This window comes from Blastocatellia bacterium (genome assembly GCA_025055075.1).
GTDB lineage: Bacteria > Acidobacteriota > Blastocatellia > HR10 > HR10 > HR10.
Window position 1 is genome coordinate 58682 of sequence record JANWYV010000035.1, and the last position, 22987, is coordinate 81668.

Consider the following 22987-nt stretch of genomic DNA (forward strand, 5'->3'; position numbering starts at 1 on the left):
GGAATGTCGCGCGCTCTTCCAAATACCGGATTGACTTTCGCTTTCTGAGCGTGCACAATTTAGCCTCCGACAGAAGGGGGCTTCCTGGGAAGAGCCTCTCGATCACCATGGCGAGGAGAGCACGACGATGGATGCGACGCGAACCGTAGATGCCTTGTTATCTCAAGTACGGGTCATCGAACCTCCGACCGCTTTTCGCGAGCGGGCGTGGATTCGTGACGAGCATCTCTACGAGGAGGCGGCACGTGATCCCGAGGCTTTTTGGGGACGCGTGGCCGAAGAATTCGTCCATTGGTTCCACCCGTGGGAGCACGTGCTCCAATGGACGCCGCCCAAGCCGGGAACATCGCCTCCTTGGTTCCGATGGTTCATCGGCGGTCGGCTCAACGTCTGCTACAACTGCGTGGATCGGCATGTGCAAACATGGCGGCGTACGAAAGCCGCGATCATCTGGGAAGGAGAGCCGGGCGAAGAGCGCGTGTTGACGTATCAAGATCTGCATCGCGAGGTGCAGAAGTTCGCCAACGTCCTCAAATCGCTCGGCGTGCGACGCGGCGACCGCGTGACGATCTACCTCCCCATGATTCCCGAGTTGCCCATCGCCATGCTCGCTTGCGCCCGCATCGGAGCGATTCACAGCGTCGTCTTCGGCGGCTTCTCGGCAGAAGCGCTGCGCGATCGCATCAACGATTCCGGCAGCCGAGTGCTCATCACGGCCGATGGGGGATGGCGACGTGGTCAGATCGTCCCGCTCAAGCGCAACGCCGATGAAGCCCTCACCGAGTGCCCGGGCGTAGAGCACGTCGTCGTCGTGCATCGCGGCGTCATGGACGCTACGCACGTCCCCATGCATGAAGGGCGCGATCACTGGTGGCATCGGTTGATGGAACACGCGCCGCTCGAATGCCCATGCGAGGAGATGGAGAGCGAAGATCCGCTCTATATCCTCTACACGAGCGGCACGACGGGGAAACCGAAAGGGCAGCTCCATGTCCAAGGGGGGTATCTGGTGGGCGTCGCCGCCACGCACAAGTGGATCTTCGACGTGCGCGACGAGGACATCTACTGGTGCACGGCCGACATCGGATGGGTGACAGGCCATAGCTACGTCGTTTACGGCCCGCTGTGCAACGGAGCGACGACGGTCATGTACGAAGGCGCACCGGATTATCCCGACCGCGATCGGTGGTGGGCGCTCGTCGAGAAATACCGCGTCAATATCTTCTACACGGCGCCGACGGCCATCCGCTCGTTCATGAAATGGGGAGAAGAATATCCGCGACGACATGATCTCTCTTCGCTGCGTTTGTTGGGGACGGTAGGGGAACCGATCAATCCCGAGGCGTGGATTTGGTACTGGGAACATATCGGCGGTCGGCGTTGTCCCGTCGTGGATACCTGGTGGCAAACGGAGACCGGATGCATTTTGATCTCGCCGCTTCCAGGATTGACGCCGTTGAAGCCAGGATCGGCGACACGACCTTTGCCTGGGATCTTCGCCGATGTCGTGGATGAGGAGGGCCGATCGTGTCCGCCAGAGGTTCCCGGCTATCTGATCCTGACGCGCCCATGGCCCTCGATGTCGCGCACGATTTGGGGAGATCCGGAGCGATACGTGCAGGTCTACTGGTCGCGCTTCCCAGGCGTCTATTTCACAGGAGATGCTGCCGTCAGAGATAAGGACGGATACTTCTGGCTGCTCGGACGCGTGGACGATGTCATCAACGTCGCCGGACATCGGTTGAGCACGATGGAGTTGGAGAGCGTGCTGGTGGAGCATCCGGCCGTCGCTGAAGCCGCCGTCATTGGAAGATCGGACGAGGTCAAGGGACAAGTCCCTGTCGCCTTCGTCACGATCCGGGAGGGAGTTCCAATAACGGCCGAACTTGGGGACGCCTTGAAGAATTATGTCGTCACCCGCATCGGCGCGCTGGCACGTCCGGCCGCTGTGTTCTTCACGGCCGAGCTTCCGAAGACGCGTTCGGGGAAGATCATGCGGCGGCTCTTGCGCGACATCTCCGAAGGACGTGTCCTGGGCGATACGACGACCCTCGCCGATCCCATGGTGGTGCAGCGCCTGAAGCAAATGTACGAGGAACAATACGGAGAAGGGAGTTAGCTCGGAAGCCCCTTGCAAGTTCAAGGAGGGAAGTCCTTCGGGACTTTCCTCCTCTGCACGGCGTCGTGCGCTTCCGCTCCTGGAAGAGAGCGCATCGAACTTTCATTCCTCAATTTCGTGCGGCGTTTCGCGAAGGATCATTTCGGCGAGTCGTCCCGAACTTGATACACGAGCGCTCGTCCCGTTCGTTGCAAGCTCAAACAGGTGCTGGGTCCAGACGCCCGACGGTCGCGGAGCGCTCTGCTCCGTAGCCCTTTTGATCTGCAATGCTAGTAGCTGAATGAACCTCGACCGGCGTCCCGGATCATCCGACAGCGCGTATCGTGGCGAAACCGGGCCGCCTCGTGTACACTTCTCCCCCTATGAAGAGGTGGCTCGTTCTCATTCTTCTGCTTTCGCTCACCAGTGTGGCCTTCGGCCAGGAAGGGCCCTCGAACGCAGAGCATCACCAGGTGGTCGCGCGCGTGCTCCTCTCATTGATCTTGATCTTGCTCGGGGCGAAACTCGGGGGCGAGATCTTCGAACGCCTCCGCCAACCAGCAGTTCTTGGGGAGTTGATCGTGGGCATGCTCCTGGGGAATCTCTCGCTTCTGGGCTTTCACGGGCTCGATTTCCTAAAGAACGAGGAGATCCTGGCGATTCTCGCCGAATTGGGGGTCATCCTGTTGCTCTTCGAGGTCGGATTGGAATCGGACATCGCGGAGATGAAAGCCGTAGGGCTCTCAGCATTCTCAGTGGCGGTCGTGGGAGTCATCACGCCCTTTCTCCTCGGATGGGGCGTTTCGTCCTGGCTCCTGCCAGGAGCGCACCGGCTCGTGCATGTCTACGTGGGCGCTGTGCTCTGCGCGACGAGCGTAGGGATCACGGCCCGCGTGCTCCGAGATCTGGGAAAGCTGGCGACGTCGGAGGCGCGCATCATCCTCGGAGCGGCGGTGATTGATGACGTCTTAGGGCTCCTTGTGCTCGCCATCGTCAGCGGGATGATTCGCGCGGCCAATCGGGGAGCGACGGAGCTGCCGATTGGGAGTCTCCTGTGGATCGTCGCGAAATCCGTGGGCTTCCTCTTCGGCGCTATCTGGATCGGCCAACGCCTCTCTCCGAGACTCTTTCACCTGGCCTCGAAGCTGCGCGTGCATGGGATGCTTTTGGTGACGAGCCTCTCCTTCTGCTTCCTGATGGCCTATGTGGCCAGCGCCATCGGTCTGGCGACGATTGTCGGCGCATTCGCGGCTGGTTTGTTGCTCGATCGGGTGCACTACCGCGATTTCCTGGATCGGGGAGAGCATGGGTTGGAAGAGGCCTTGCGTCCTCTCACAACGGTCTTCGTCCCCGTCTTCTTTGTGCTCATGGGGATCCGCGTGGACCTCTCCAGCTTCGGACGCACGGACATCCTTGGTTTCGCAGCGCTGGTGACCTTGGCGGCGATCCTCGGTAAGCAAGCTTGCGGATTGGCCGTGTGGGAGCGTGGGGTGAATCGGCTGGCCATCGGGCTGGGGATGATCCCTCGCGGCGAAGTCGGCTTGATCGTCGCGAGCATCGGCATGACGCTCACCGTGCAAGGGGAGCGGATCGTGACCCCCCCGATCTTCTCCGCGATCGTCATTATGGTGATGGTGACGACGCTGTTGACCCCACCTCTGTTGAAATGGGCCATCACACGCGCAGATGCTTTGACCACGGCCATCGAGAGCGCGCCCTCGGAATCGTCTGCTCGCTCGTGAGCGGTGCATGCGCTTGAAGGAACGACTCGCCTCGGCTAAAATTTCGGTTTGAACGAATTTCGGCAACACCCGAGCAAGGAGGTGGAGCGAGGATGCCAATCTACGAGTACGTTTGTGAGAGATGCGGCGCACACCTGGAAGTCCTTCAGAAGATGACGGACAAGCCGCTCAGGCGCTGCAAGAGCTGCGGAGGACGCTTGGAGAAGATCATCTCGCAGACCAGCTTCATCCTGAAGGGATCGGGATGGTACGTGACTGATTACGCGCGCAAGGAGCGTCGGGAGAAGGAGAGCAAGTCCTCCGAAGGAGATGGGAAGGCATCCAAGTCCGAGGAGTGACTCGATGCCCGGGCATCCGACGCTCGCCGATCGAATCCCTCTCGCGAATGAGGAACAGCGCATTGAGCGCTGATTCCTCGCGAGGAGAGGAACCGTTGACGCGAGGAACGGCGATGCCTCAGGTCCGCGCCAAAGTTCAGTGCGCGCCCGACGCCCTGAAGGGCAGTAGGAGTCGGTGGCTGATCGGCGGGAGTGTGCTCCTGCTCATGTTGGAATCGGTCTGGGGTAGTCCGCAAGCGGGACGTCGCGAGACGATGGAGCGGATAGGAGCCTCCGTTATCCTCAACGTGATCGTAGAACCCCGAAGCGGACAGAAGGAAGTCCAACTCACTCGTGACAAGCTCGAGCTGTACGATGCGGGAATCGAACAGCAGATCGAAGCTGTGCAGCCGGATTATTCAGCGGCGCGTATCGCGCTGCTTCTGGATGTGAGCGATTCGCTGCGCGCCGAGCTGGGACAACTGCTGCAGGTTGTGAAAGCGTTCGCGGCGAACCTCTACGAGGGCGATCAGATGATGCTCATCGCGTATGGCGAAGACCCCGAGGTCCTCGAAGAGTTCACGGGAGATCGCGGGAAGCTCGAACAAGCGGGATTGCGGCTGAAACGCACCGGCTCGACGAAGGTGCGCCTCTGGGATGCTCTGCAAGCGACGCTCGATGATGCCCTGCGCCTACAGGTGGGATACTCCAAGCGCATCATCGTGCTCGTCTCCGATGGCTTCGATCGGGAGAGTCAGATGCGCCCGGAGGTCGTGTTGGCCAACTTGGCGCGCGAGAACGTCCTCGTCTACGTCCTGCAAGCTGAAGATCGAACCCGCGGAGCGACGCGCCGACGGACGCTCAAACCGGAAGAGGCGGTCGCGCGACTTGTGCAAGGGACCGGCGGCAAGGCGTATCCACTCAAAGACGCCGAGCGCGCCGCTCGAGAGATCCTGGAGGAGTTGAGCGAGCGATGGTATCAGGTGATTTACAAACCGCAAGGTGTGAATCCGCTCAATCGGCGTCGCATTCTCCTTCTGGCGAACGATCCGATGCTCATCCTGAGGACAAAGGCCGAACATCCCGGGGAGAAGAATTGAGGCCTTCGACGGTCGCGCGCCCGGCGTCGCCTTCGGCCGACGAAGGCTCAACGCACATTTCCCTTTCCATGAAGGAGCGCCCGAGTCGGAGAGAACGCATGAGCAGAGGTCTTTGGCGTCGCATGCGACACTGGTTCGTTCACGAGCTAGCCGTGGATCTGGGCACGGCCAATACGCTGATCTACGGTCGCGGGCGCGGTCTCCTAGTGCGCGAACCGTCAGTCGTCGCCGTCAACAAGTACACGGGCGCGCTCGTGGCCGCCGGACGCGACGCGTTGATGATGCTCGGGCGCGAGCCGCGCGACGTCGTCGTGCAATATCCGATGCGCGACGGCACGGTCGCCGACGATCATCTCGCGACTCTGATGCTCGGAGCCTTTTTGAAGCGCGCTGGCGCGCAGGGCTTCGGACAGCGGATCCACGTTCTCGTGGGCGTTCCCAGTTCGGCGACCGATGTCGAACGGATGGCTGTGCGAGAGATCGTTCACCGAGCGGGTGCCGATCGCATCCAGCTCATCGAGGAAGGATTGGCCGTGGCCTTGGGCATCGAACTCCCCTTGTGGGATGGACACGCGCATATGATCGTAGACATCGGCGGCGGGACGACAGGGGTGAGCGTCGTCTCCGCTCATGGGCTGATCGTCGCGCGCGCTTTACGAATCGCTGGAAACGAGATGACCGAGGCGATCTTGGACTACGTGCAGCAGGAGCGCGGACTGCTCATCGGGCGACACGTGGCGGAAGAGGCTAAGCTCGCGTGTGCCTCGGCGCTTCCCTTCGTCGTTGGAGGGCGAAAGCGCCTGTTGGGGAAATCGGTGGTCACGGGCGAACTGGAGGAGATCGAGGTGACGGCTGAGGAAATCGCGCGCGCCATCGAGCGCCCAATCCGGATGATCGTCAACGCGGTGCGCACGGTCATCGAAGCTGTTCCTCCGGAGGTCGCCGCTGATATTCAGCGCTTTGGAATCGTCTTGACGGGAGGCGGGTCGCTCATCCGGCACTTGGATGACCGCCTGCGCGAGGAGCTGGATCTTCCGATCTCCCGCGCGGAACGACCGCTGGAGGCCGTGATCCTGGGTATGGCGAAGCTCCTCGAACGTCCGGAGCTGTGGGAGCAATTTCGCGTCGACTCTCCTTCGCCCGCGTGGGAGGAGACGATCCTCCCAGAAGACGCGCGCCCCTCTTCGCTGATTCCGATCTCCACGCGGACACAAGAACGTCCACGCCGTCGGCATGCGCTGCGAGGATGAAGTCTCTCATCCCCCCAACTGCCGCATCAAAACCTCTCGAATGAGAGCAACCCCCATTTGGGCGAGCACGCCGAATCCCCACACCGGGAGCACGATGGCCATAGCCGTCGAGCGAGAACACCGACAGAGCGCGCTGATTCCTCCAATGAGGACCGCTAGGTACCACACTTCGAAGACATTCGCCTGCTCGGCGAGCGCTGCCAGAGCCGCCTCCGAAGGGCGGACGAAGGCATCCAGTCCGATCGCCGGACGCAGCATGATCTCGCCCGTGAGGAGATAACGAAGCCAGAGGAGGAGATGGCGTAGCCCCTCCTCGAGCAACAGAACGATGTTCGCGGCGACGACCAGTGCGAAGAGCTTCTTCATCGGAGCCAGACGTACGCTCTCCCCATCGGCGCGCACCATCGGGCGAAGCACAAGCAGCCCCATGCCGAAGAGGAACGCCGCGGTGAACGCCCACTTGAGGAGTAGCGTGAGCGGGGAGAGGAGGATCTGAATCGGGCGCATGATCCGCGCCGTCTGCTCCAATTGCATCAACATGTCCGGGCTCAATCCGACCGGCGCCATCTGGGGGACGGCCCGAAGAAAAAGCGGGAGAGCGAGAAAATCCATCGCCATGAGCGCGCCGATGATCACAACAGCCGGAAATCGCCAGTTGGCGCGTCCCTCGTCAATGGCCGATGCCAAATCGCGTGGCGCCCAGAGCGCTCGAGCGAAAAGACGCAGGGAAATGGTGGCCGATGATTCGTTCACGTTCGATCTCCTCCGATGAGCTCTCTCCCACTTCATCGCACGAATTCGCGAACGCGCGCGAGCGTATACTCCTGACTTCGCTCTCCCGCGCGCCGATCGTGAATCACCCCCCGCTCGGTGATGAGGAACACGAGCGGAACGGCCATGAGCCAATCCCGATGCCGCTCAGCGAATGCCGGATCTGCGCTCACGGCGATCATCATGCGACGAAAGGCCCGCGTGCGCTGCCACGCATAGGTCTGTTCTTCCGAACCGAAGGAGAGGGCCACGCAATCGAGCTTCTCCACAGGGATCTCCACGCACACGCGCTCCAACCGTCCCAACTCGTTCTCGCATTGCGGGCAATCGGGTCGAAAGAGGACGAGGAGCGTCTTCCGCCCCGAGGGCACGCGCTGCAGCTCGAACGACCGATTGAGCGCGCGCACGGTGATCGAGGGGAACGTCCGGCCTGGACCGAGAGCGCGCTCTCGCTCGAGGGAATGGCGCAGGAGAACGAGGAACGCGATGAGGAGTCCCAAAGCCGTCCCGATGATGAACAGCGCTAGGAGTCGTCGTCCGCTCATCGCCCGGCGATCTCTTCAAAAGGCGACTCGTCGCTCGCGGCTGGTGCCGTCTCGATCGGCGCGCGGTCGCGCGGTGCCTGAGTCGCGAGCGCACGGCTTCGGTTGCTCACCGTTTGGATCACCCCGTAGGGGACCAAATGCATCGTACCATCCTCGTCGCGCAACTTCACCATGCGCATCCCCATCTCGACCACTTCGCCGGTGACGCCCGCAATGGTGACGCGATCGCCGATGGTGAACGCATCCTCAATGAGGAGGGCGATGCCCGTGAAGAAATCGCGAATCAGATTCTGCGCGCCGAAGGTCACGGCTAGCCCGGCGATCGCCCCTCCCGTGAGCAAGGATCCGGTGGAGACCCCCAACCGCCCCAGGATGATGAGGAACGCCGCGACCACAATGACGTACTTCAGCAAGCTCTGCAACATCATCAGGAGCGTGCGCGCGCGACGCTCCGCGGCCTCGCTCGTGATCATCCGCCCTTCCACCGGTCGCAGGATACGCGCCAGGATCTTTCGGCCAAGCAGCAAGGCGAGTCGCGCCAAGACCAGGATCAGGGCGATCTCCATGAGCTTGACGATCACGCGAAGCCACAACTCGATGGAGATGAGACGCTCCCAGAAAGGCTCGATCACGTTCATCGCTCCGATCTCGCTTCAGCTGGGGCGATGCCCGGGACAAAGCACTTTCGACAACGTGGCTCGTAGACGCCCGCGGCGCCGACGAGCACGCGCTCATCGCTTGGGACTAACCGTTGCGAATAGTTCGCCGGATTGCCGCATCGAACGCAGATGGCGAGCGTCTTGGTCACGTATTCGGCGATGGCCATCAGTTGCGGCATCGGCTCGAACGGTTGCCCGCGATAATCCTGATCGAGTCCCGCCACGATCACCCGCTTGCCGCGATTGGCCAATTCATTGCACACGTCCACCAGCTCGAGATCGAAGAACTGTCCCTCGTCAATGCCGACGACCTCCGTATCCGCATGCACGCGTTCGAGGATCTCGCGGGCGGAATTGACGACCTCCGCCTCCAACCTCCATTGACTGTGGGAGACGATCTCATGCTCGCTATACCGGGCATCCACGCGAGGCTTGAAAACCTGAACCTTCTGCCGCGCGATCTGCGCGCGCCGCAGTCGGCGGATCAGCTCCTCGCTCTTCCCACTGAACATCCCCCCGCTGATCACTTCGATCCATCCCACATCGCCTCGGACGATGTTCATCTCCCCTTCCCCTCCGGCGGGAAATTCTAGCACACCGCGGGCGCGCCGCTCTCACGGTCGAGCGCCGGACCGCTCGTAGACGATTCGTCCTCCCACGATCGTCATGTCCACTTCCGTCCGCAAGATCTCCGATGGGGGGATCGTCATGATGTCCCGAGAGAGGACGACCAGATCGGCTAACTTCCCCGGCTCCAGCGAGCCCTTCAAATGGTCCTCGAAGGCCGCATATGCCGCATCGAGCGTGAACGAGCGCAACGCTTCTTCGCGCGTCATCCGCTGCTCGGGATACCAACCGTTCGGAGGATTCCCCCGCTCATCTTGTCGCGTGATCGCGGCGTAAAATCCGAGCAGCGGATTCAGCGGTTCGACGGGAGCGTCCGAGCCATTGGCGATGCGCGCGCCGCTCGCGAGCAATTTTCGCCACACGTAGGCGCCTTCGCGCGTTCGCGCTTCCCCAAGGCGAGCCGGTACCCATGGCATGTCCGATGTCGCGTGGATCGCTTGCATCGAGGCGATCACACCGAGCTGAGCGAATCGCGGGATGTCCGCCTCGTCTAAGATCTGCGCGTGCTCGATCCGAAAGCGGTGATCCCGCACGTTCGGGAATTCGCGGAAGGCGCGCTCGTAAGCGTTGAGGACGACGCGATTGGCTCGATCGCCGATGGCGTGCGTGTTGACTTGAAATCCGGCGGCGAGCGCCTGTCGGGCGATGCGATAAATCTCCTCCTCGGAGAGGATGAGCAATCCCGTGTGTCCAGGTTCGTCCGCATATGGCTCCAAAAGCGCCGCGCCGCGCGATCCGAGGGCTCCGTCGGCGACGAGCTTGATCGCGCGAATCGTCAATTGATGATCGCCGAGACCGATCTCCGGCCCGCGTTGCAAATACTCGCGCAGCAGCGCTTCATCTCGCCCGCTGATCATCACGTAGAGCCGAAGCGTCAGCTTCCCCTCCCGCAGCAATTCCTTGTACAACTCGATGGCTTCGCGGCTCGCCCCGGCATCGTGAAAGCTCGTGATTCCCGAGCGCAAGCACTCCTCGATGGCCAATAGGATCGCCCGCTTGTTCTCCTCGCGGCTGCGCGGGGGGATATGGCGCGCCACCAGATTCATCGCTCGATCTATGAGCACGCCTGTTGGACGTCCCTGGGCATCGCGAATCACGCGTCCGCCTGGCGGATCGGCCGTCTCGCGCGTGATGCCCGCTATCTCCAACGCGCGCCGATTCGCCCAGGCGGCATGTCCATCCACGCGCGTCAGGTACACGGGATTCTGCGGCGCGACGCGATCCAATACCTCATGCGTGGGGAACTCGCGCGTCGGCCATTCGTTTTGATCCCACCCGCGACCGAGGATCCACTCCCCAGGCGACGCTTCCTTCACTTTTTGCGCAACACGTTGAGCGACCTCTTCGGCGCTTTTGGCCCCGCGGAGATCGAGGATGAGCCGGCTCTGCCCGAGCCCCAACAGATGTCCGTGCGACTCGATGAAGCCCGGCACGACGAGCCGTCCGTTCAACTCGATGACGCGCGTCCCCGGACCGATCAGCGTTTCGACCTCGCGGGCGCTTCCGACTCGAGCGATCCGAGACCCAATGATCGCAATCGCTTCCGCCTGTGGCTGCTTCGGATTCATCGTCACGATCTTCCCCCCGCGCAAGACGAGGTCCGCCCTCTCTTGAGCGAGCGTCCTCGCGCTCGCGAGCGCGAGGAGAAGGAACACGCCCCATTGCCATTTTCGATCCTTCATCTCCCTTTCCTCCTCACGAGAACGTTCGCTCCCTTTCACGCTTGGGCGAAGCGGCGAAATGTCGGCGCTCGGGCGCGCGAACGAAGCCGCACGCGCATCGAAGATCATGCGCAGCCGCCCGAAGCGTCCTCCGCCTTCCCCCAAAAGAGATCGCGATAGGTCTTCGCCGTTTTCAATCGGCTCTCGGCCAGACGATCGGCGACCACATTCGTCGGAAGGCCCTCGCGCTCGGCGAGCGCCAGGATCTCCCGCACGCGTTCGTAAATCTTCCTCACCTCGGCCTCGTTCTCTCGCTGCCCCCGCAAATAGAGATTCGCCCCGTGAATGAGGGCTCCGGCGTTGATCACGTAATCCGGGGCATACAGGATGCCGCGTTCTCGAAGCCTCCATCCGAGCGCTTCCTCCGCGAGCACATTGTTGGCCGAACCAGCGACAATGTGAGCGCGCAATTGGGCGATCGTTCGTTCGGTGAGAACACCTCCAACAGCACAAGGGCAGAAGACATCAGCGGGCGCATCGTAGATCTCCTGGGGAGGGACGATCCGAGCGCCAAACGCTCGCTCGGCCGCCCGCGCCCGCCGCTCATCCACGTCGGCGATGATCAAACGCGCTCCGGCTTCATAAAGCCGCCGGGCGATCGCCCAACCAACGCTTCCCACTCCTTGCACGGCGATCGTGAGCCCAGCGAAGGGGTTTCCCGCCCGAGCTCCCATCCAATGCTCCACGCACGCGCGCATTCCTTCGATCACGCCGAGCGCCGTGTACTCGTCGGCCTCTGCGCCCTCACACCCAATGTATTGGGTCTCCTCGCGGAGGATCCGTACGTCTTCCTCCGTCAAGCCGAGATCGCGTCCCGTTTGGAACCGTCCTCCTAAACTCTCGATGAACCGTCCCAGCGCGCGCATGGCCGAAGCACGATCCCACTCCGGATGCTCGATCACCACCGCCTTCCCACCCCCGCACGGGAGATCGGCCATCGCCGCCTTATAACTCATCGCGCGAGCGAGTCGAAGGGCGTCCTCCAAAGCCTCGACGTCGCTCGCATATGGACGAACGCGAATTCCGCCGAGCGCCGGCCCCCGCGTCGTATCATGGATGACGATGAAGGCTCGCAGGCCAGAAGCATTATTGTTGAGGGCGATCACCTGCTCGAAATCATGCGCCCGTATCGCGTCCCAAATCGTCATGCGCATCTTCCTCCTGACCACCGCTCGCCCGCGGGCTCAACGGCTTCTGCCGTTCGAGCAGGAGAAGTCGAACGCGCGAATCAGCGCGGGGGAACACTCGGTCCGAGACAACTCTCCATCCTTCTCGCTCAACGTCAACGAGCTTCGCCACCTTGAACAACGGCGACCGATAGTCGAGCACAAGCCACACGCGGGCACTCTGCGCGCGTTGCAGATCTTCGCGAAGCGGCAAATGGGGAAGATCGCTCGGAGGGAGCGCGCGCGAAATCGGCGTCCCCCGCAACTCGTATCGCAAACACCGATCCAAGTATTCGGGATCAACCACGATCGGCTCCCCTTTCCGCCACTCCTGCCGCAGCACCGCGGCCACAGGCCGATAATCGCTATCAAACGAAGGCGCGCGATAATGTGCCTTCAGACCGAGGATCATCGAAAGACTCAACAGCCCAGTGGCAAGCCATCGCTTCCAAGCGGCGCGCACGCTCATGATTCCGGCCGCGAGCAGCAAAAAGTAATACGGCGTGATCAGCATCAAATAGCGCCCAAGGTCCATGTATTGCTGGATGACCAAGAGTACGCCGCAAATCAAGCCCAACGGAAGGAAGAAACAGGCTTGCAGCACTCCCGCCCCCGTCGCCCTCCGTACGCCTCTCCAGAGGAGGAAAACCCCCAATCCAATGGCAAGCGGATACAGCGAGAGCTGTTCCAAAGCGCGCAGGACCATCTCCGTGTTCCAACGGTACTCCGCGAGGTTCTTCAGGGCATAGTAGACCCCCTGAGGGTAAACGAACGAGCCGACCACCATCTCCCCGCAAAAGAGGAAGAACTCCCCAACGAGCACGAGACCATCGAGCGGCGGACGCCACCCCTGCCGAGGACGCGAGAAGACTTGATAGACGAACGTCGTCAGCCACGGCCCATACAGAATCACTAGACCGAGTTGCCATAGCCCCCACCGGCGCAAAGAGGACCAATAGGAATGAGGAAGCACACCGCGACGGGCCCGGCGCATGACCAGACCAAGGAAATGTAGGTTCATGGCCGCGAGCACTAGCGCGCCGAAGACGTGCGTATAGAGCGCAAGTGCACCTGAGAACATGTAGCCGAAGGCCTCGCGCCAATCCGCGCGCGCCTGCTCTTCACGAGGATGGACGACTTGCACGCCTAGACCTCGCCCGACGTCGGTCGAGTCCGATTCAGATGCTCTCGGAAGCCATCCTTCCTGGCGAAGGAAACGCACGTAAGCCAAGGCTGCCCCAAGAACGAGCGCACTCACCAAGGCATACATCCGCGCTTCCTGTGCGTAGAAGATCTGATGTGGAGAGAGCGCCAGAAGAAACGCCGCCAGTAACGCAGCACGACGAGAGAGGATCTGCCGTCCCAGCCAATATGTTCCCGCGACGAGTCCGACGCTCGCCAAAAGCGAAGGAGTGCGCAGCGCTGCCGGACTATCGCCGAAAAATGTTGCCCAATACTTCAACACGATGTGCAAAAACGGCGGATGAATATTGCTCCGCCCTTCCTCGAGGATGAAGCGAAGCGGCTGCTGCGACACGAACCAGGACCACGCTTCATCGAACCACAGGTTTCGCGCTCCCAAATGGCTCACTCGAAGGATGACCGCAAGAAGAAGGGCGAGCCAAAAGCCCAGCGTCATGAGATCGGCTCGCCGTTCCCGAACCATCCTTTCGTCCACGCGCGTCAACATGACTCTCATCATCATTCCTCGCCGCCCCGCGACATGCGCACTCCCGCATTATGTCCATCTCCCCCTTTGCTTTTCAAGGCACGCCGATTGGAACGAAAAAGAGCCGATACCGCTTCCCGACATTCTGGCCTTAATGGCCTAGCGCCGTACCACTTCATCGGCTCCCATTGAGTCACACCGCAGATGAGAGGACCTTCTTGAACCACCTGGTGGCGCAGGCGCGGCTGGCCCGAGCCCTGCACGCACCGTCCTCGAGTCCTACACTCTATGCGTTCATACGTCGCATCATCGGCACGGATCTGGAAGACGGTGAGAAGAGGCGTTCACTTGGTCGCACCGGAAGGATCACGTCCTCATGTTCATAAGGGCGATTTAGAGGGGGCTAAAAACTTTCAATTTGCATTTGCGCACATTTCGTGTAAGCTTTTCCCTTGCGAGTTTCTATGCAAGGCCAGGTCGGGACAAAGGGAGTATGGGAACGATGCCGGGCGCAAGGTCCTGGCCTTAGTGGTCCCGATCGCACGTTTCCCCTCGCCATTATCATTCGCCTCATTATACTGCCCGCGTCGGGCAGCGGGTGATGGCTCCAGCCATCACGGAGGGCGCAAGGGCCATTATCCGCTGCCAACGGATAATGGCCCTTGCGATTTTTAGGAGATCGCCTTCGCTTGGAGAAAGGAGGTCGGAAGGACATGAGGAAGATCGAGCTGTACGACACGACGTTGCGTGATGGGACGCAAGGAGAGGATGTGTGTTTCTCGGTCGAAGACAAGATGATGATCGCGCGCAAGCTCGATGAGTTAGGGATTGACTACATCGAGGGAGGATGGCCGGGGTCGAATCCGCGCGACGCCGCGTTCTTCAAGCGCGCGCGTCATCTGCGCTTGCGTCAGGCTCGACTCGTGGCCTTTGGCAGCACCTGTCATCCGCGACATCGGGCGGAAGAAGATCCCAATCTCCGTGCGCTTCTTGAAGCGGAGACGCCGACGGTCACCATCTTCGGGAAGAGCTGGGATCGGCACGTTATCAAAGCGCTCGGCACGACGCTTGAGCGGAATCTGGAGCTGATCCGCGACTCCGTCGCCTATTTGAAAGCAGCCGGGCGCGAGGTCATTTACGATGCCGAGCATTTCTTCGATGGATTTCGAGCGGATCCCGAATATGCATTGGCTACGCTCGTGACGGCCGAGCGAGCTGGCGCCGATGTGATCGTCCTCTGCGATACAAACGGTGGCACGCTCACTCATCATCTGGTCGAGATGATCGATGCTGTGCGGCCTCATCTTCACGTGCGACTAGGAATCCACACGCACAACGATTCGGATTTGGCCGTGGCCAACGCCATCGCGGCCGTCGAACGTGGGATCACGCACGTGCAAGGGACGATCAACGGCTACGGCGAACGCTGCGGGAACGCGAATTTATGCTCGATCATCCCCATTCTGGAGCTGAAGATGGGTTATCGAACGATCGGGCCGGAGCGACTCGTGCATCTGACGTCGGTCTCGCATTTCGTGAGCGAGCTGGCGAATCTGCCCCCGCGCCCCAATCAACCGTTCGTGGGGCGGAGCGCTTTCGCGCACAAGGCGGGCGTGCACGTGAGCGCTGTGCTCAAGGACGCTTCGACTTACGAACACATCCCCCCGGAGGTTGTGGGCAATGCGCGGCGAGTCTTGGTTTCCGACCTCTCGGGTAAGAGCAACCTCCTCTACAAGGCGACGGAGATGGGGATTGATCTCGGCGCTAATCCTGATCGGATCCGGGCGCTTCTTGAGCGCCTGAAGATGCTCGAGCATGAAGGGTACCAATTCGAGGGAGCGGAGGGGTCGCTTCGATTGCTGCTCGAAGAAGCTGTGCGAGGAGACTGCACGTTCTTTCAGTTGGAGACATTTCGTGTGGTGAGCGAGCGCACGGGCGATGGGCGACTTCGTTCGGTGGCCACCGTGCAAGTGCGCGTTGGGGAGCATGTCGAGGAAGCGATCGCTCAAGGGAAAGGGCCGGTGCTCGCTTTGGATCGCGCGCTGCGGAAAGCGCTGCGCGCGTTCTTCCCGAGCGTGAACGACCTGCGGCTCACCGATTATAAGGTCCGCGTGCTCGATGCCAGGCGAGGGACGGCGGCCAAGGTGCGCGTCCTCGTTCAAACAAGCGATGGAGAGGAAGAATGGCGTACGGTTGGCGTCTCTGAGAACATTCTGGAAGCGAGCTATCAGGCACTCGTGGACGCAGTCCGGTATAAGCTGCTCAAGGAATATGGGCGACCGCAACAGCCGCCTTCGCGCGCGGATGCCCTTCCCGACTATGAGCAGCAATATGGCTGGGGGGTATAGTGAGGGGTGCGCGAATGGATGCGGCAGAAATTCGTCCTTGAGGAGGGGAACATGTTGCCGAAGGAATTGCTCATGAAGATGCTCTACTACCTCCGCTTGACGCGGGAGGCGGAATATCGCATCGAGCGCGTCCTGTATCGGCAGGGGAAGATCGTGGGCGGCGTTTACGTCGGTCGCGGGCAGGAGGCCATTGGCGTCGGGAGCGCCATCCAACTGCGGCCGGACGATGTCGTCGCGCCCAGCCATCGGGATATGAGCGTCTTCCTCATCCGCGGGATCCCGCTCAAGCAAATCTTCGCTCAATACATGGGGCGGAAGACGGGCGTGACCGGCGGCAAGGACGGGAATATGCACATGGGGGACATCCGACGGCACGTCATCGCCTTTCCCAGCCACATGGCCGATACAGTTCCGGTCGCCGCCGGCTGCGCTCTGGCCTTCAAGCTGCGAGGGGAAGATCGCGTGGCCGTCTGCTATTTCGGAGACGGCGCGACAAGTCGCGCCGATTGGCACGAGGGGTTGAACTTCGCCGCCGTCCAACGCTTGCCGATCGTCTACATCTGCAACAACAATCAGTACGCCTATTCGACGCCGCTCTGGCGGCAGATGGCCGTCGCGAACGTCGCCGATCGAGCGGTCAATTATGGGATCCCGGGAGAGATCGTGGATGGCAACGATGTGCTGGCCGTCTACGAAGCGACGGCGCGCGCTGTGGAGCGCGCTCGGCAGGGCGAAGGACCGACACTCCTCGAATGCAAGACCTTTCGCATGACGGGGCACGCGGCACACGATGACGCCTTCTACGTCCCCAAAGAGCTATTTGAGGAATGGGCGAAGAAGGATCCGATCGCGCGCTTGACCGAATATCTCACGACCCGCGGGATCGCGACCGAAAAGGAGCTTCAGGGAATCGAGGCGCGTGTACTGCGCGAGGTGGACGAGGCCATCGCGTGGGCCGAACGGAGTCCCTATCCCGATCCGGAAGAATGCCTGGAAGGGGTATACGCTCCCCCTCCCTCATGAACACCGCGCGAATTCCTTCCCCGGCCAGCGGCGGGTGACGGACAAGGTTCGCCCTTAATGATCTCCTCACTGGCCTCAGAGGAGTGCGCGATTCAGAAATATTTCTCCCCGAAGCTCGGAGGTTGCTCGGCGATGCGGACGTTCACACATGCCGGCTTGCCGCACTCCCGCATGCGCCGGAGCGCCGGAGCGATCTCTTCGGGCCGTTCGACGAATTCCCCGTATCCTCCGAAGGCCTCGACCACGCGCTCGTAGCGCATGGGTTGGAGTCGCGTCGCCACGGCTCGCTCCTCCCCATAAAGCGCGATTTGCGGACGGCGAATCTGTCCCCACGCCGCATCGTTGCCGATAACGGACATGATCGGGAGGTGAAAGCGCACGGCCGTATCGAACTCGAAGCCATTGAAGCCAAAGGATCCATCGCCGAAGAGCACCAGGACGCGTTTGTCCGGATGGGCGAGTTGCGCGGCGATGGCGAAAGGCAGACCGATGCCCAAGCACCCGAATGGCCCAGGATCCATCCATTGTCCCGGCCAGTAGACTGGGAGCACCTTCGTGGCGAGCGAGACAATATCCCCCCCATCCCCGATGATGATGGTCGCTGGATCCACGAATTCAGCCAGCTCGCGACAGAGGCGAAGTGGATCAATCGGAATGGCGTCGGAATGAAGGCGCGGCTCCCACTCGCGTTGCTGCTCTAACTCAATGTCGCGCAGCCGATCGCGCCAAGCCGTGAAGCGCAATGTCGGATATTCGGCGCGCGCGGCTTCGTCCAGCATGTCGAAGATCGCGCGCAGATCGCCAACCAAACCTATGTGGGCCGAGCGATTCTGACCGATGACCGTGCGATCGAGGTCCATCTGGATGATCTTCACGTCCGCCGCCAGCTCGCGCCCGAAGTTGAGGCGAAAGTCCAATGGGGTTCCAGCGAGGATGAGCACGTCGGCCTGTCGCAATGCCGAGCGCCGGGCATGGACGAAGAGCTGAGGCGAGTCGGGAGGAATGGCGCCACGCCCCATGCCGTTGGTGAAGGTCGGCAGATGTAACCGATCCACAAATCGCGCGAGCGCCTCGTGAGCTTCGGACCACCGCACGCCACTACCGGCGACGAGGACAGGTCGTTCGGCTTGTGCTAGCAGCGCGAGCGCGTCTCGGATCGCTGATGGTCGAGGGCAAAGCTCCTGTCGCTCTCGCACTATTTCCGGAAATCGCACTGATTTCTCCGAAACGTGATTCATCAAGATGTCCACCGGGATCTCCAAAAAGGTCGGTCCAGGAATCCCTGCCGTCGCGTGGCGAAGAGCGACCTCGATCATCTCTGGGATGCGCTCCGTGTGCATCACCTGTCCCGCCCATTTCGTGATCGGGCGCATCAAGCTGACGTGGTCCATCTCCTGCAACGAGCCCTGGCCGAGTTGGAAGGATGGCGCTTGCCCGCCGATGACGAGGATCGGACTATTCGCTCGAAAAGCATTGGCTACGCCGGTGACGCTGTCGGTCACGCCGGGTCCGGCCGTCACGACGGCGACGCCCGGCTTCCCCGTGCATCGCGCCCACGCATCAGCGGCATGCACAGCCGCTTGCTCGTGGCGCACATCAATGAGACGAATGCCCTCCTCCACGCACCCGTCGTAGATCGGCAAAATATGCCCCCCGCAGAGTGTGAAGACGACCTCGACGCCCGCCGCTTTCAGCGTCTTGGCGACCAGTTGTCCCCCGTGAAGATTCACCGCTTCACCTCCCGGCCAAATGTCCCTCGCGCCCCGCCATTTTACTACCTCCCACCCCTTTCCCAAAAGCCAACGGGCCATGGCCCCTTGTTGGGACATCCCGTCTACGAGGCGTAGCAACTCCGCTCTTCGCCGTATCGAGAAATTCCGCCTTTCGCCGTATTGACCGAATGCAGGCATTGTCCTACATTCGTTCGCGAAACGAAATCCGGTATAGCCGAAGTAAGCCTAATTGAACGGGAGAAATCGCGATGGCAGTGCCGAAGGTCGTCTTCACGCTCAAAGAAGTGGCGGAGTATTTGAACGTGCATCCGGACACGGTCCGTCGCTATGTGAAGCGAGGGGAGCTGCCGGCCTTTAAGATCGGCACGGACTGGCGATTCAACAAGGAGTCCATCGACCGATGGCGAAAGGCGCAGGAGGAGCGCTGCCGTCGCGCGCTCCATACCAAACGGCGCTCTCCGAAGCGCGGTTCTCAAAGCTCGAAGAAGCGTCCGACGAACGCGCAGCAGACATGAAAGGCGATCGTCAGCAATCACGCGCGAATGTGGGGTGCCTCGGAGGAGGCGCGGGGCAGATTTTCCTTCAACCGGCGCGCCTGCGAGCGATGCGGAGCGGGCGCCTTGCGCTCAGCTTTATCGGCCTTCTGATCGCCACTTCGTCGGCCGCGGCCGAACAGTACTATTTCCGCCGCTACACGGCAACGGAGGGGCTCTCGCAGGCCGTCGTGCAAGCGCTTTATCAAGATCGAGTGGGGTATCTGTGGATCGGGACGCAAGCGGGGCTGAACCGGTACGATGGGACTGCTTTTACCACTTATGGGCCAGCTCAAGGGCTCGCACAGGACTGGATCAACGCCATCGTCGAGGATGCGCACGGGCGCTTGTGGATCGCGACTTTAGGAGGCGTGTTCATCTGGGACGGGCGGCAGTTCCGCTCCTACACGCGAACCGATGGATTGGCCGACGATCGCGTTACGGCGCTCGCGGTGGATCGAGAGGGAGGAATCTGGTGCGGGACTTATCGAGGGATCAGTCGCTACGACGGTCAGCGATGGCGCACCTATACGACAGCGGATGGACTTCCGGACCCGCGAGTTAATGTGCTCCTTGTGGATGCGCGGGGACGGCTTTGGGCGGGAATGGAGGCAGGGCTCGCCTATTGGACGGGATCGCGATTCGTCGCTTTCGATCCGGAAGGATTGCGCAACCAGAGCGTGCGCGCGCTGGCCGTAGATCGAGCGCATCGCCTTTGGGTGGGAACGAACAAAGGGGTGCGGGTGTACGAGAGGGAACGCCTGACGAAGCTCTATGCCACCGCTCATCCTGTCGTCACGCTATGCGTGGATCGCTTCGGCATCGCGTGGGCAGGAACGCCACAGGGATTGGTGAAGATCGAGCAAGAACGCCTCTTGACTCTCACCGCTAGGCATGGGCTCGCGTATACCGACGTGCGAGCGCTTCTGGAGGATCGCGAGGGCATCCTGTGGATCGGCGTTCTGGGCGGACTCTACAAATTCCATAGTCGGGCGTTCACGATCTATCGTGTCGAGGACGGCCTCGGCTCCAATGTCGTCCGCCCCATTGTGCGAGATCAGCGAGGATGGCTCTGGGTGGGGACCAGCGGAGGATTGAGCCGTTTCGACGGAACGCGATGGCGAAATTTCACGCGGCGGGATGGGCTGACGGACGATTACGTCTTCGCTCTGCTGGAGGATCGCCAGGGATGGTTGTGGATTGGAACGCGCGCGGGCGTCACGCTCTTTGACGGCGCGCGCTTTCGGAGAGATCCGGTGCTCTCTCGCCTCGGCCTCACAGTCGCATTGGCCCAGGATCGCGCGGGTGCCATCTGGATCGCAACCCTGCCCGGCGGCGTTTTCAAGTGGACGGAAGCGCGCCTGGAGCCGATCCGGGTCGAAGGTCAAACGTTCTCCAACGCCCGCATCCTCGTGGATCGGCGTGGATGGGTGTGGATCTCCGGAGATCGAGGGCTCTCGCGATGGGACGGTCGGAACTGGCGCACCTATACGACGCGCGACGGGCTGGCGAGCGATCAGCCGTACTTCCTTTGCGAGGATACGCGCGGGCATATCTGGTTCGGGTACCATTCCTCGCATGGAGTGACGCGCTTTGACGGCAAGACATTTCAGCATTACACGACGCGCGAGGGATTGACCAACGATGCCGTGTATTCGCTTGGGGCGGATCGGCACGGGAACATTTGGATCGGCACGGCCCGCGGTGTGGATCGCTTCGATGGCACGACGTTCGTCCACTACGGCGTGGAAGAAGGATATGCGGATCCGGAATCGAACGCCGGTGGATTCTGGGAGGATGCGGACGGGACACTCTGGTTCGGGACAATGGGCGGATTGAGCCGATACGATCCGCGATTTGACTTGACGCGCGGCGAGCCTCCAGCGCTCCTCATTCAACAGGTGCGACTCGGCACCCGGTCCTTTCTCCTGGGGGAACTCCAAGGAGCGCGTCCTCCCGAGGTTCGCTACTGGGACAACACCTTGATCGCGCGGGTCGCCGTCTTCTCGTTCCTCAACGAACGTCAGGTGCAAATCGAATACCGACTGATGGGCTTTCAGGAGGAGTGGACACTTTTGGAAGGTCGGGAGTTGCAGGTGTCCAACCTGCCGCCGGGTTCTTACGTCCTCGAGGTGCGTGCTCGGAAATATCGCGGGGCGTGGTCACCGCTGCAGTCGTTCGCGTTCGTGATCCGCGCACCGTTTTGGCAGAGATGGTGGTTCTGGGGGACAATGGGAATCGCGCTACTCGGCTTGTTCTACGCCGGGCATCGGTGGCGCACGGCGCACATCCGGCGCCGAGCGGAAGAGTTAGAGCAGCGAGTCGCCGAGCGCACGCGCCAGCTCGTGGAGAAGACGGAGGAGCTGGAGTCGTTCATCTACACGGTCTCGCACGATTTGAAAGCCCCTGTTATCTCCTTGCAAGGGCTCGCGAGTTTGCTTCGGACAGAACTGGGAGAGCACCTCTCTCCGAACGCGGCCTTCTATCTGGAGCGGATTCAAGCCAACGCGGAACAGATGCGGCGGCTCATCACCGAATTGCTAGAGCTCTCGCGCATTGGGAGATTGCGCGAGCCGCGCCGTCCGGTCCCGATGCGCGAGCTCGTCGAGGAGGTGCTCGCCGAGCTGCAGGGACAGATCGAGCTTAAGCAGGCGCGCGTTCGCATCGCCGACACCTTGCCGACGGTCGTTGGCGAGCGTACCCGGCTGCGCCAGGTGTGGGCGAATCTGATCTCCAACGCCTTGCGCTTCTCGCGTCCGAACGTCCCTCCGGAAATCGAAATCGGCGCGCGCGAGGAATCCAAAGGCGTCGCCGCTTTCTTCGTTCGCGACAACGGCATCGGCATTGCACCCGAGCATCGAGAGAAGATCTTCGAGATCTTCTACCGCGTCGCGGGCAAATATCATGGTGACGAGGGAACAGGCGTCGGACTGGCGATCGTGAAGCGGATCATCCAGGCGCACGAGGGACGCGTTTGGGTCGAATCAGAGGGGCTCGGAAAGGGGAGCACGTTCTGGTTCACTCTTCCCATCGCCCTGGAGTCGTCGAACGCGACGGAGCCGGCTCTCTCTGTGGAACGCCCAAGTGAGCCGACATCTTCGGAGCAGAGGAGGAGCGAATGAAACCTATCGTGATCTTGCTCGTCGAGGATAATCCCGATCACGTCTTGCTCATCAAACGAGCGTTGGAGCTGAACAACATCCTCAACGAAGTGCACGTTGTCGAGGATGGGCAGGAAGCGCTCGATTACCTCTATCGCCAGGGAAAATACGCTGACCCGGATTCAGCACCACGTCCGGGGCTCATCCTGCTCGACATCAAGTTGCCGAAGGTGGATGGCTTAGAGGTCCTGCGGAGGATCAAGAGCGATCCCATCCTCAAGGCGATCCCCATCATCATGTTGACCAGCTCCGAACAAGAGGCCGATATCCTGAGGAGCTATCTGAACGGCGCGAATTCCTATATCGTGAAGCCTATTCAGTTCGACGCGTTCGTTCAGAAGGTGCGCGAGTTGAAGCTCTACTGGATTCTGGTCAACACGCTGCCTCCAGAGTCGGCGCTCTGGGGGGCGACGCCGTAAGCCGGAGCGATCGCCTTTCCGAAGAAGAGTCAGGCGCTCCGCGAAAGGCGTGAGCAGATGCGGAGCGTCCCAGAGGTGTGTGTTCCTCTAACGCGGAGGTGTCCA

Annotated in this window: 18 protein-coding genes; 10 read left to right on the forward strand and 8 right to left on the reverse strand. The window is 61.4% G+C overall.

Going from position 1 to position 22987, the window contains the following annotated elements:
- Positions 1-127: 127 nt before the first annotated feature.
- The 5 genes from acs to NZ746_09440 all read left to right on the forward strand — a co-directional run bounded on the left by acs (position 128) and on the right by NZ746_09440 (position 6507).
- Positions 128-2119: an acetate--CoA ligase gene (gene acs, locus NZ746_09420; GenBank protein MCS6817587.1), complete on the forward strand. Its 1992-nt coding sequence runs from the start codon at positions 128-130 to the stop codon at positions 2117-2119.
- Between the two features lie 362 nt (positions 2120-2481).
- Positions 2482-3840: a cation:proton antiporter gene (locus NZ746_09425; protein MCS6817588.1), complete on the forward strand. Its 1359-nt coding sequence runs from the start codon at positions 2482-2484 to the stop codon at positions 3838-3840.
- Between the two features lie 92 nt (positions 3841-3932).
- Entirely contained in the window at positions 3933-4178 is a 246-nt protein-coding gene (locus NZ746_09430) for a zinc ribbon domain-containing protein (protein ID MCS6817589.1), read from the forward strand.
- A gap of 95 nt (positions 4179-4273) precedes the next feature.
- Complete coding sequence (locus NZ746_09435; protein MCS6817590.1) at positions 4274-5257, forward strand: VWA domain-containing protein; 984 nt, start codon at positions 4274-4276, stop codon at positions 5255-5257.
- A 98-nt stretch (positions 5258-5355) separates the two neighbouring features.
- Positions 5356-6507, forward strand: coding sequence for a rod shape-determining protein (locus tag NZ746_09440; GenBank protein ID MCS6817591.1), 1152 nt, complete (start codon positions 5356-5358; stop codon positions 6505-6507).
- Positions 6508-6513: 6 nt separating this feature from the next.
- On the opposite strand, the gene NZ746_09445 is transcribed toward NZ746_09440, so the two are convergent.
- The 7 genes from NZ746_09445 to NZ746_09475 form a co-directional block, all read right to left on the reverse strand.
- The gene (locus NZ746_09445) at positions 6514-7260 is read right to left on the reverse strand and encodes a hypothetical protein (GenBank protein ID MCS6817592.1); all 747 of its coding nucleotides are present in this window, start codon (positions 7258-7260) and stop codon (positions 6514-6516) included.
- A gap of 32 nt (positions 7261-7292) precedes the next feature.
- Positions 7293-7823 (reverse strand): redoxin domain-containing protein, encoded by a 531-nt coding sequence (locus tag NZ746_09450; protein MCS6817593.1) that lies wholly within the window; start codon positions 7821-7823, stop codon positions 7293-7295.
- Positions 7820-8461 carry a mechanosensitive ion channel family protein gene (locus NZ746_09455; protein ID MCS6817594.1) on the reverse strand — a complete coding sequence of 214 codons (642 nt, stop codon included), beginning with the start codon at positions 8459-8461 and terminating at the stop codon, positions 7820-7822. Before NZ746_09455 ends, NZ746_09450 begins: the two co-directional genes overlap by 4 nt.
- Entirely contained in the window at positions 8458-9045 is a 588-nt protein-coding gene (locus tag NZ746_09460) for a thymidine kinase (protein MCS6817595.1), read from the reverse strand. The genes NZ746_09455 and NZ746_09460 overlap by 4 nt, the downstream gene beginning before the upstream one ends.
- A 51-nt stretch (positions 9046-9096) precedes the next feature.
- Entirely contained in the window at positions 9097-10791 is a 1695-nt protein-coding gene (locus NZ746_09465) for an amidohydrolase (protein ID MCS6817596.1), read from the reverse strand.
- Positions 10792-10895: 104 nt separating this feature from the next.
- Positions 10896-11978, reverse strand: coding sequence for a leucine dehydrogenase (locus NZ746_09470; GenBank protein MCS6817597.1), 1083 nt, complete (start codon positions 11976-11978; stop codon positions 10896-10898).
- Positions 11947-13695: a glycosyltransferase family 39 protein gene (locus NZ746_09475; GenBank protein MCS6817598.1), complete on the reverse strand. Its 1749-nt coding sequence runs from the start codon at positions 13693-13695 to the stop codon at positions 11947-11949. The genes NZ746_09470 and NZ746_09475 overlap by 32 nt, the downstream gene beginning before the upstream one ends.
- Before the next feature lie 683 nt (positions 13696-14378).
- Between NZ746_09475 and cimA the strand changes: the two genes are divergently transcribed.
- Together cimA and NZ746_09485 are read left to right on the forward strand one after the other, a co-directional pair.
- Positions 14379-16013, forward strand: coding sequence for a citramalate synthase (gene cimA / locus NZ746_09480; GenBank protein MCS6817599.1), 1635 nt, complete (start codon positions 14379-14381; stop codon positions 16011-16013).
- Positions 16014-16064: 51 nt separating this feature from the next.
- Positions 16065-17036, forward strand: coding sequence for a thiamine pyrophosphate-dependent dehydrogenase E1 component subunit alpha (locus tag NZ746_09485; GenBank protein ID MCS6817600.1), 972 nt, complete (start codon positions 16065-16067; stop codon positions 17034-17036).
- 92 nt (positions 17037-17128) lie between these two features.
- On the opposite strand, the gene NZ746_09490 is transcribed toward NZ746_09485, so the two are convergent.
- Positions 17129-18766 carry a thiamine pyrophosphate-binding protein gene (locus NZ746_09490; protein MCS6817601.1) on the reverse strand — a complete coding sequence of 546 codons (1638 nt, stop codon included), beginning with the start codon at positions 18764-18766 and terminating at the stop codon, positions 17129-17131.
- Between the two features lie 251 nt (positions 18767-19017).
- Here NZ746_09490 and NZ746_09495 point away from each other — a divergent pair, with 251 nt between their 5' ends.
- From NZ746_09495 to NZ746_09505, 3 genes are all read left to right on the forward strand, one after another.
- Complete coding sequence (locus NZ746_09495) at positions 19018-19284, forward strand: helix-turn-helix domain-containing protein (protein MCS6817602.1); 267 nt, start codon at positions 19018-19020, stop codon at positions 19282-19284.
- 89 nt (positions 19285-19373) lie between these two features.
- A complete protein-coding gene (locus tag NZ746_09500; protein MCS6817603.1) occupies positions 19374-22424 on the forward strand; it encodes an ATP-binding protein in 3051 nt (1016 codons plus the stop codon).
- Positions 22421-22882, forward strand: coding sequence for a response regulator (locus NZ746_09505; GenBank protein ID MCS6817604.1), 462 nt, complete (start codon positions 22421-22423; stop codon positions 22880-22882). The genes NZ746_09500 and NZ746_09505 overlap by 4 nt, the downstream gene beginning before the upstream one ends.
- Positions 22883-22987 lie beyond the last annotated feature (105 nt).

What these genes read in the sequence shown, in the direction of transcription:
- acs (MCS6817587.1), top strand. Translation starts at nt 128, where the DNA reads ATGGATGCGACGCGAACCGTAGATGCCTTGTTATCTCAAGTACGGGTC.
- NZ746_09425 (MCS6817588.1), top strand. Translation starts at nt 2,482, where the DNA reads ATGAAGAGGTGGCTCGTTCTCATTCTTCTGCTTTCGCTCACCAGTGTG.
- NZ746_09430 (MCS6817589.1), top strand. Translation starts at nt 3,933, where the DNA reads ATGCCAATCTACGAGTACGTTTGTGAGAGATGCGGCGCACACCTGGAA.
- NZ746_09440 (MCS6817591.1), top strand. Translation starts at nt 5,356, where the DNA reads ATGAGCAGAGGTCTTTGGCGTCGCATGCGACACTGGTTCGTTCACGAG.
- NZ746_09450 (MCS6817593.1), bottom strand. Translation starts at nt 7,823, where the DNA reads ATGAGCGGACGACGACTCCTAGCGCTGTTCATCATCGGGACGGCTTTG.
- NZ746_09455 (MCS6817594.1), bottom strand. Translation starts at nt 8,461, where the DNA reads ATGAACGTGATCGAGCCTTTCTGGGAGCGTCTCATCTCCATCGAGTTG.
- NZ746_09460 (MCS6817595.1), bottom strand. Translation starts at nt 9,045, where the DNA reads ATGAACATCGTCCGAGGCGATGTGGGATGGATCGAAGTGATCAGCGGG.
- NZ746_09465 (MCS6817596.1), bottom strand. Translation starts at nt 10,791, where the DNA reads ATGAAGGATCGAAAATGGCAATGGGGCGTGTTCCTTCTCCTCGCGCTC.
- NZ746_09470 (MCS6817597.1), bottom strand. Translation starts at nt 11,978, where the DNA reads ATGACGATTTGGGACGCGATACGGGCGCATGATTTCGAGCAGGTGATC.
- NZ746_09475 (MCS6817598.1), bottom strand. Translation starts at nt 13,695, where the DNA reads ATGAGAGTCATGTTGACGCGCGTGGACGAAAGGATGGTTCGGGAACGG.
- cimA (MCS6817599.1), top strand. Translation starts at nt 14,379, where the DNA reads ATGAGGAAGATCGAGCTGTACGACACGACGTTGCGTGATGGGACGCAA.
- NZ746_09485 (MCS6817600.1), top strand. Translation starts at nt 16,065, where the DNA reads ATGTTGCCGAAGGAATTGCTCATGAAGATGCTCTACTACCTCCGCTTG.
- NZ746_09495 (MCS6817602.1), top strand. Translation starts at nt 19,018, where the DNA reads ATGGCAGTGCCGAAGGTCGTCTTCACGCTCAAAGAAGTGGCGGAGTAT.
- NZ746_09500 (MCS6817603.1), top strand. Translation starts at nt 19,374, where the DNA reads ATGCGGAGCGGGCGCCTTGCGCTCAGCTTTATCGGCCTTCTGATCGCC.
- NZ746_09505 (MCS6817604.1), top strand. Translation starts at nt 22,421, where the DNA reads ATGAAACCTATCGTGATCTTGCTCGTCGAGGATAATCCCGATCACGTC.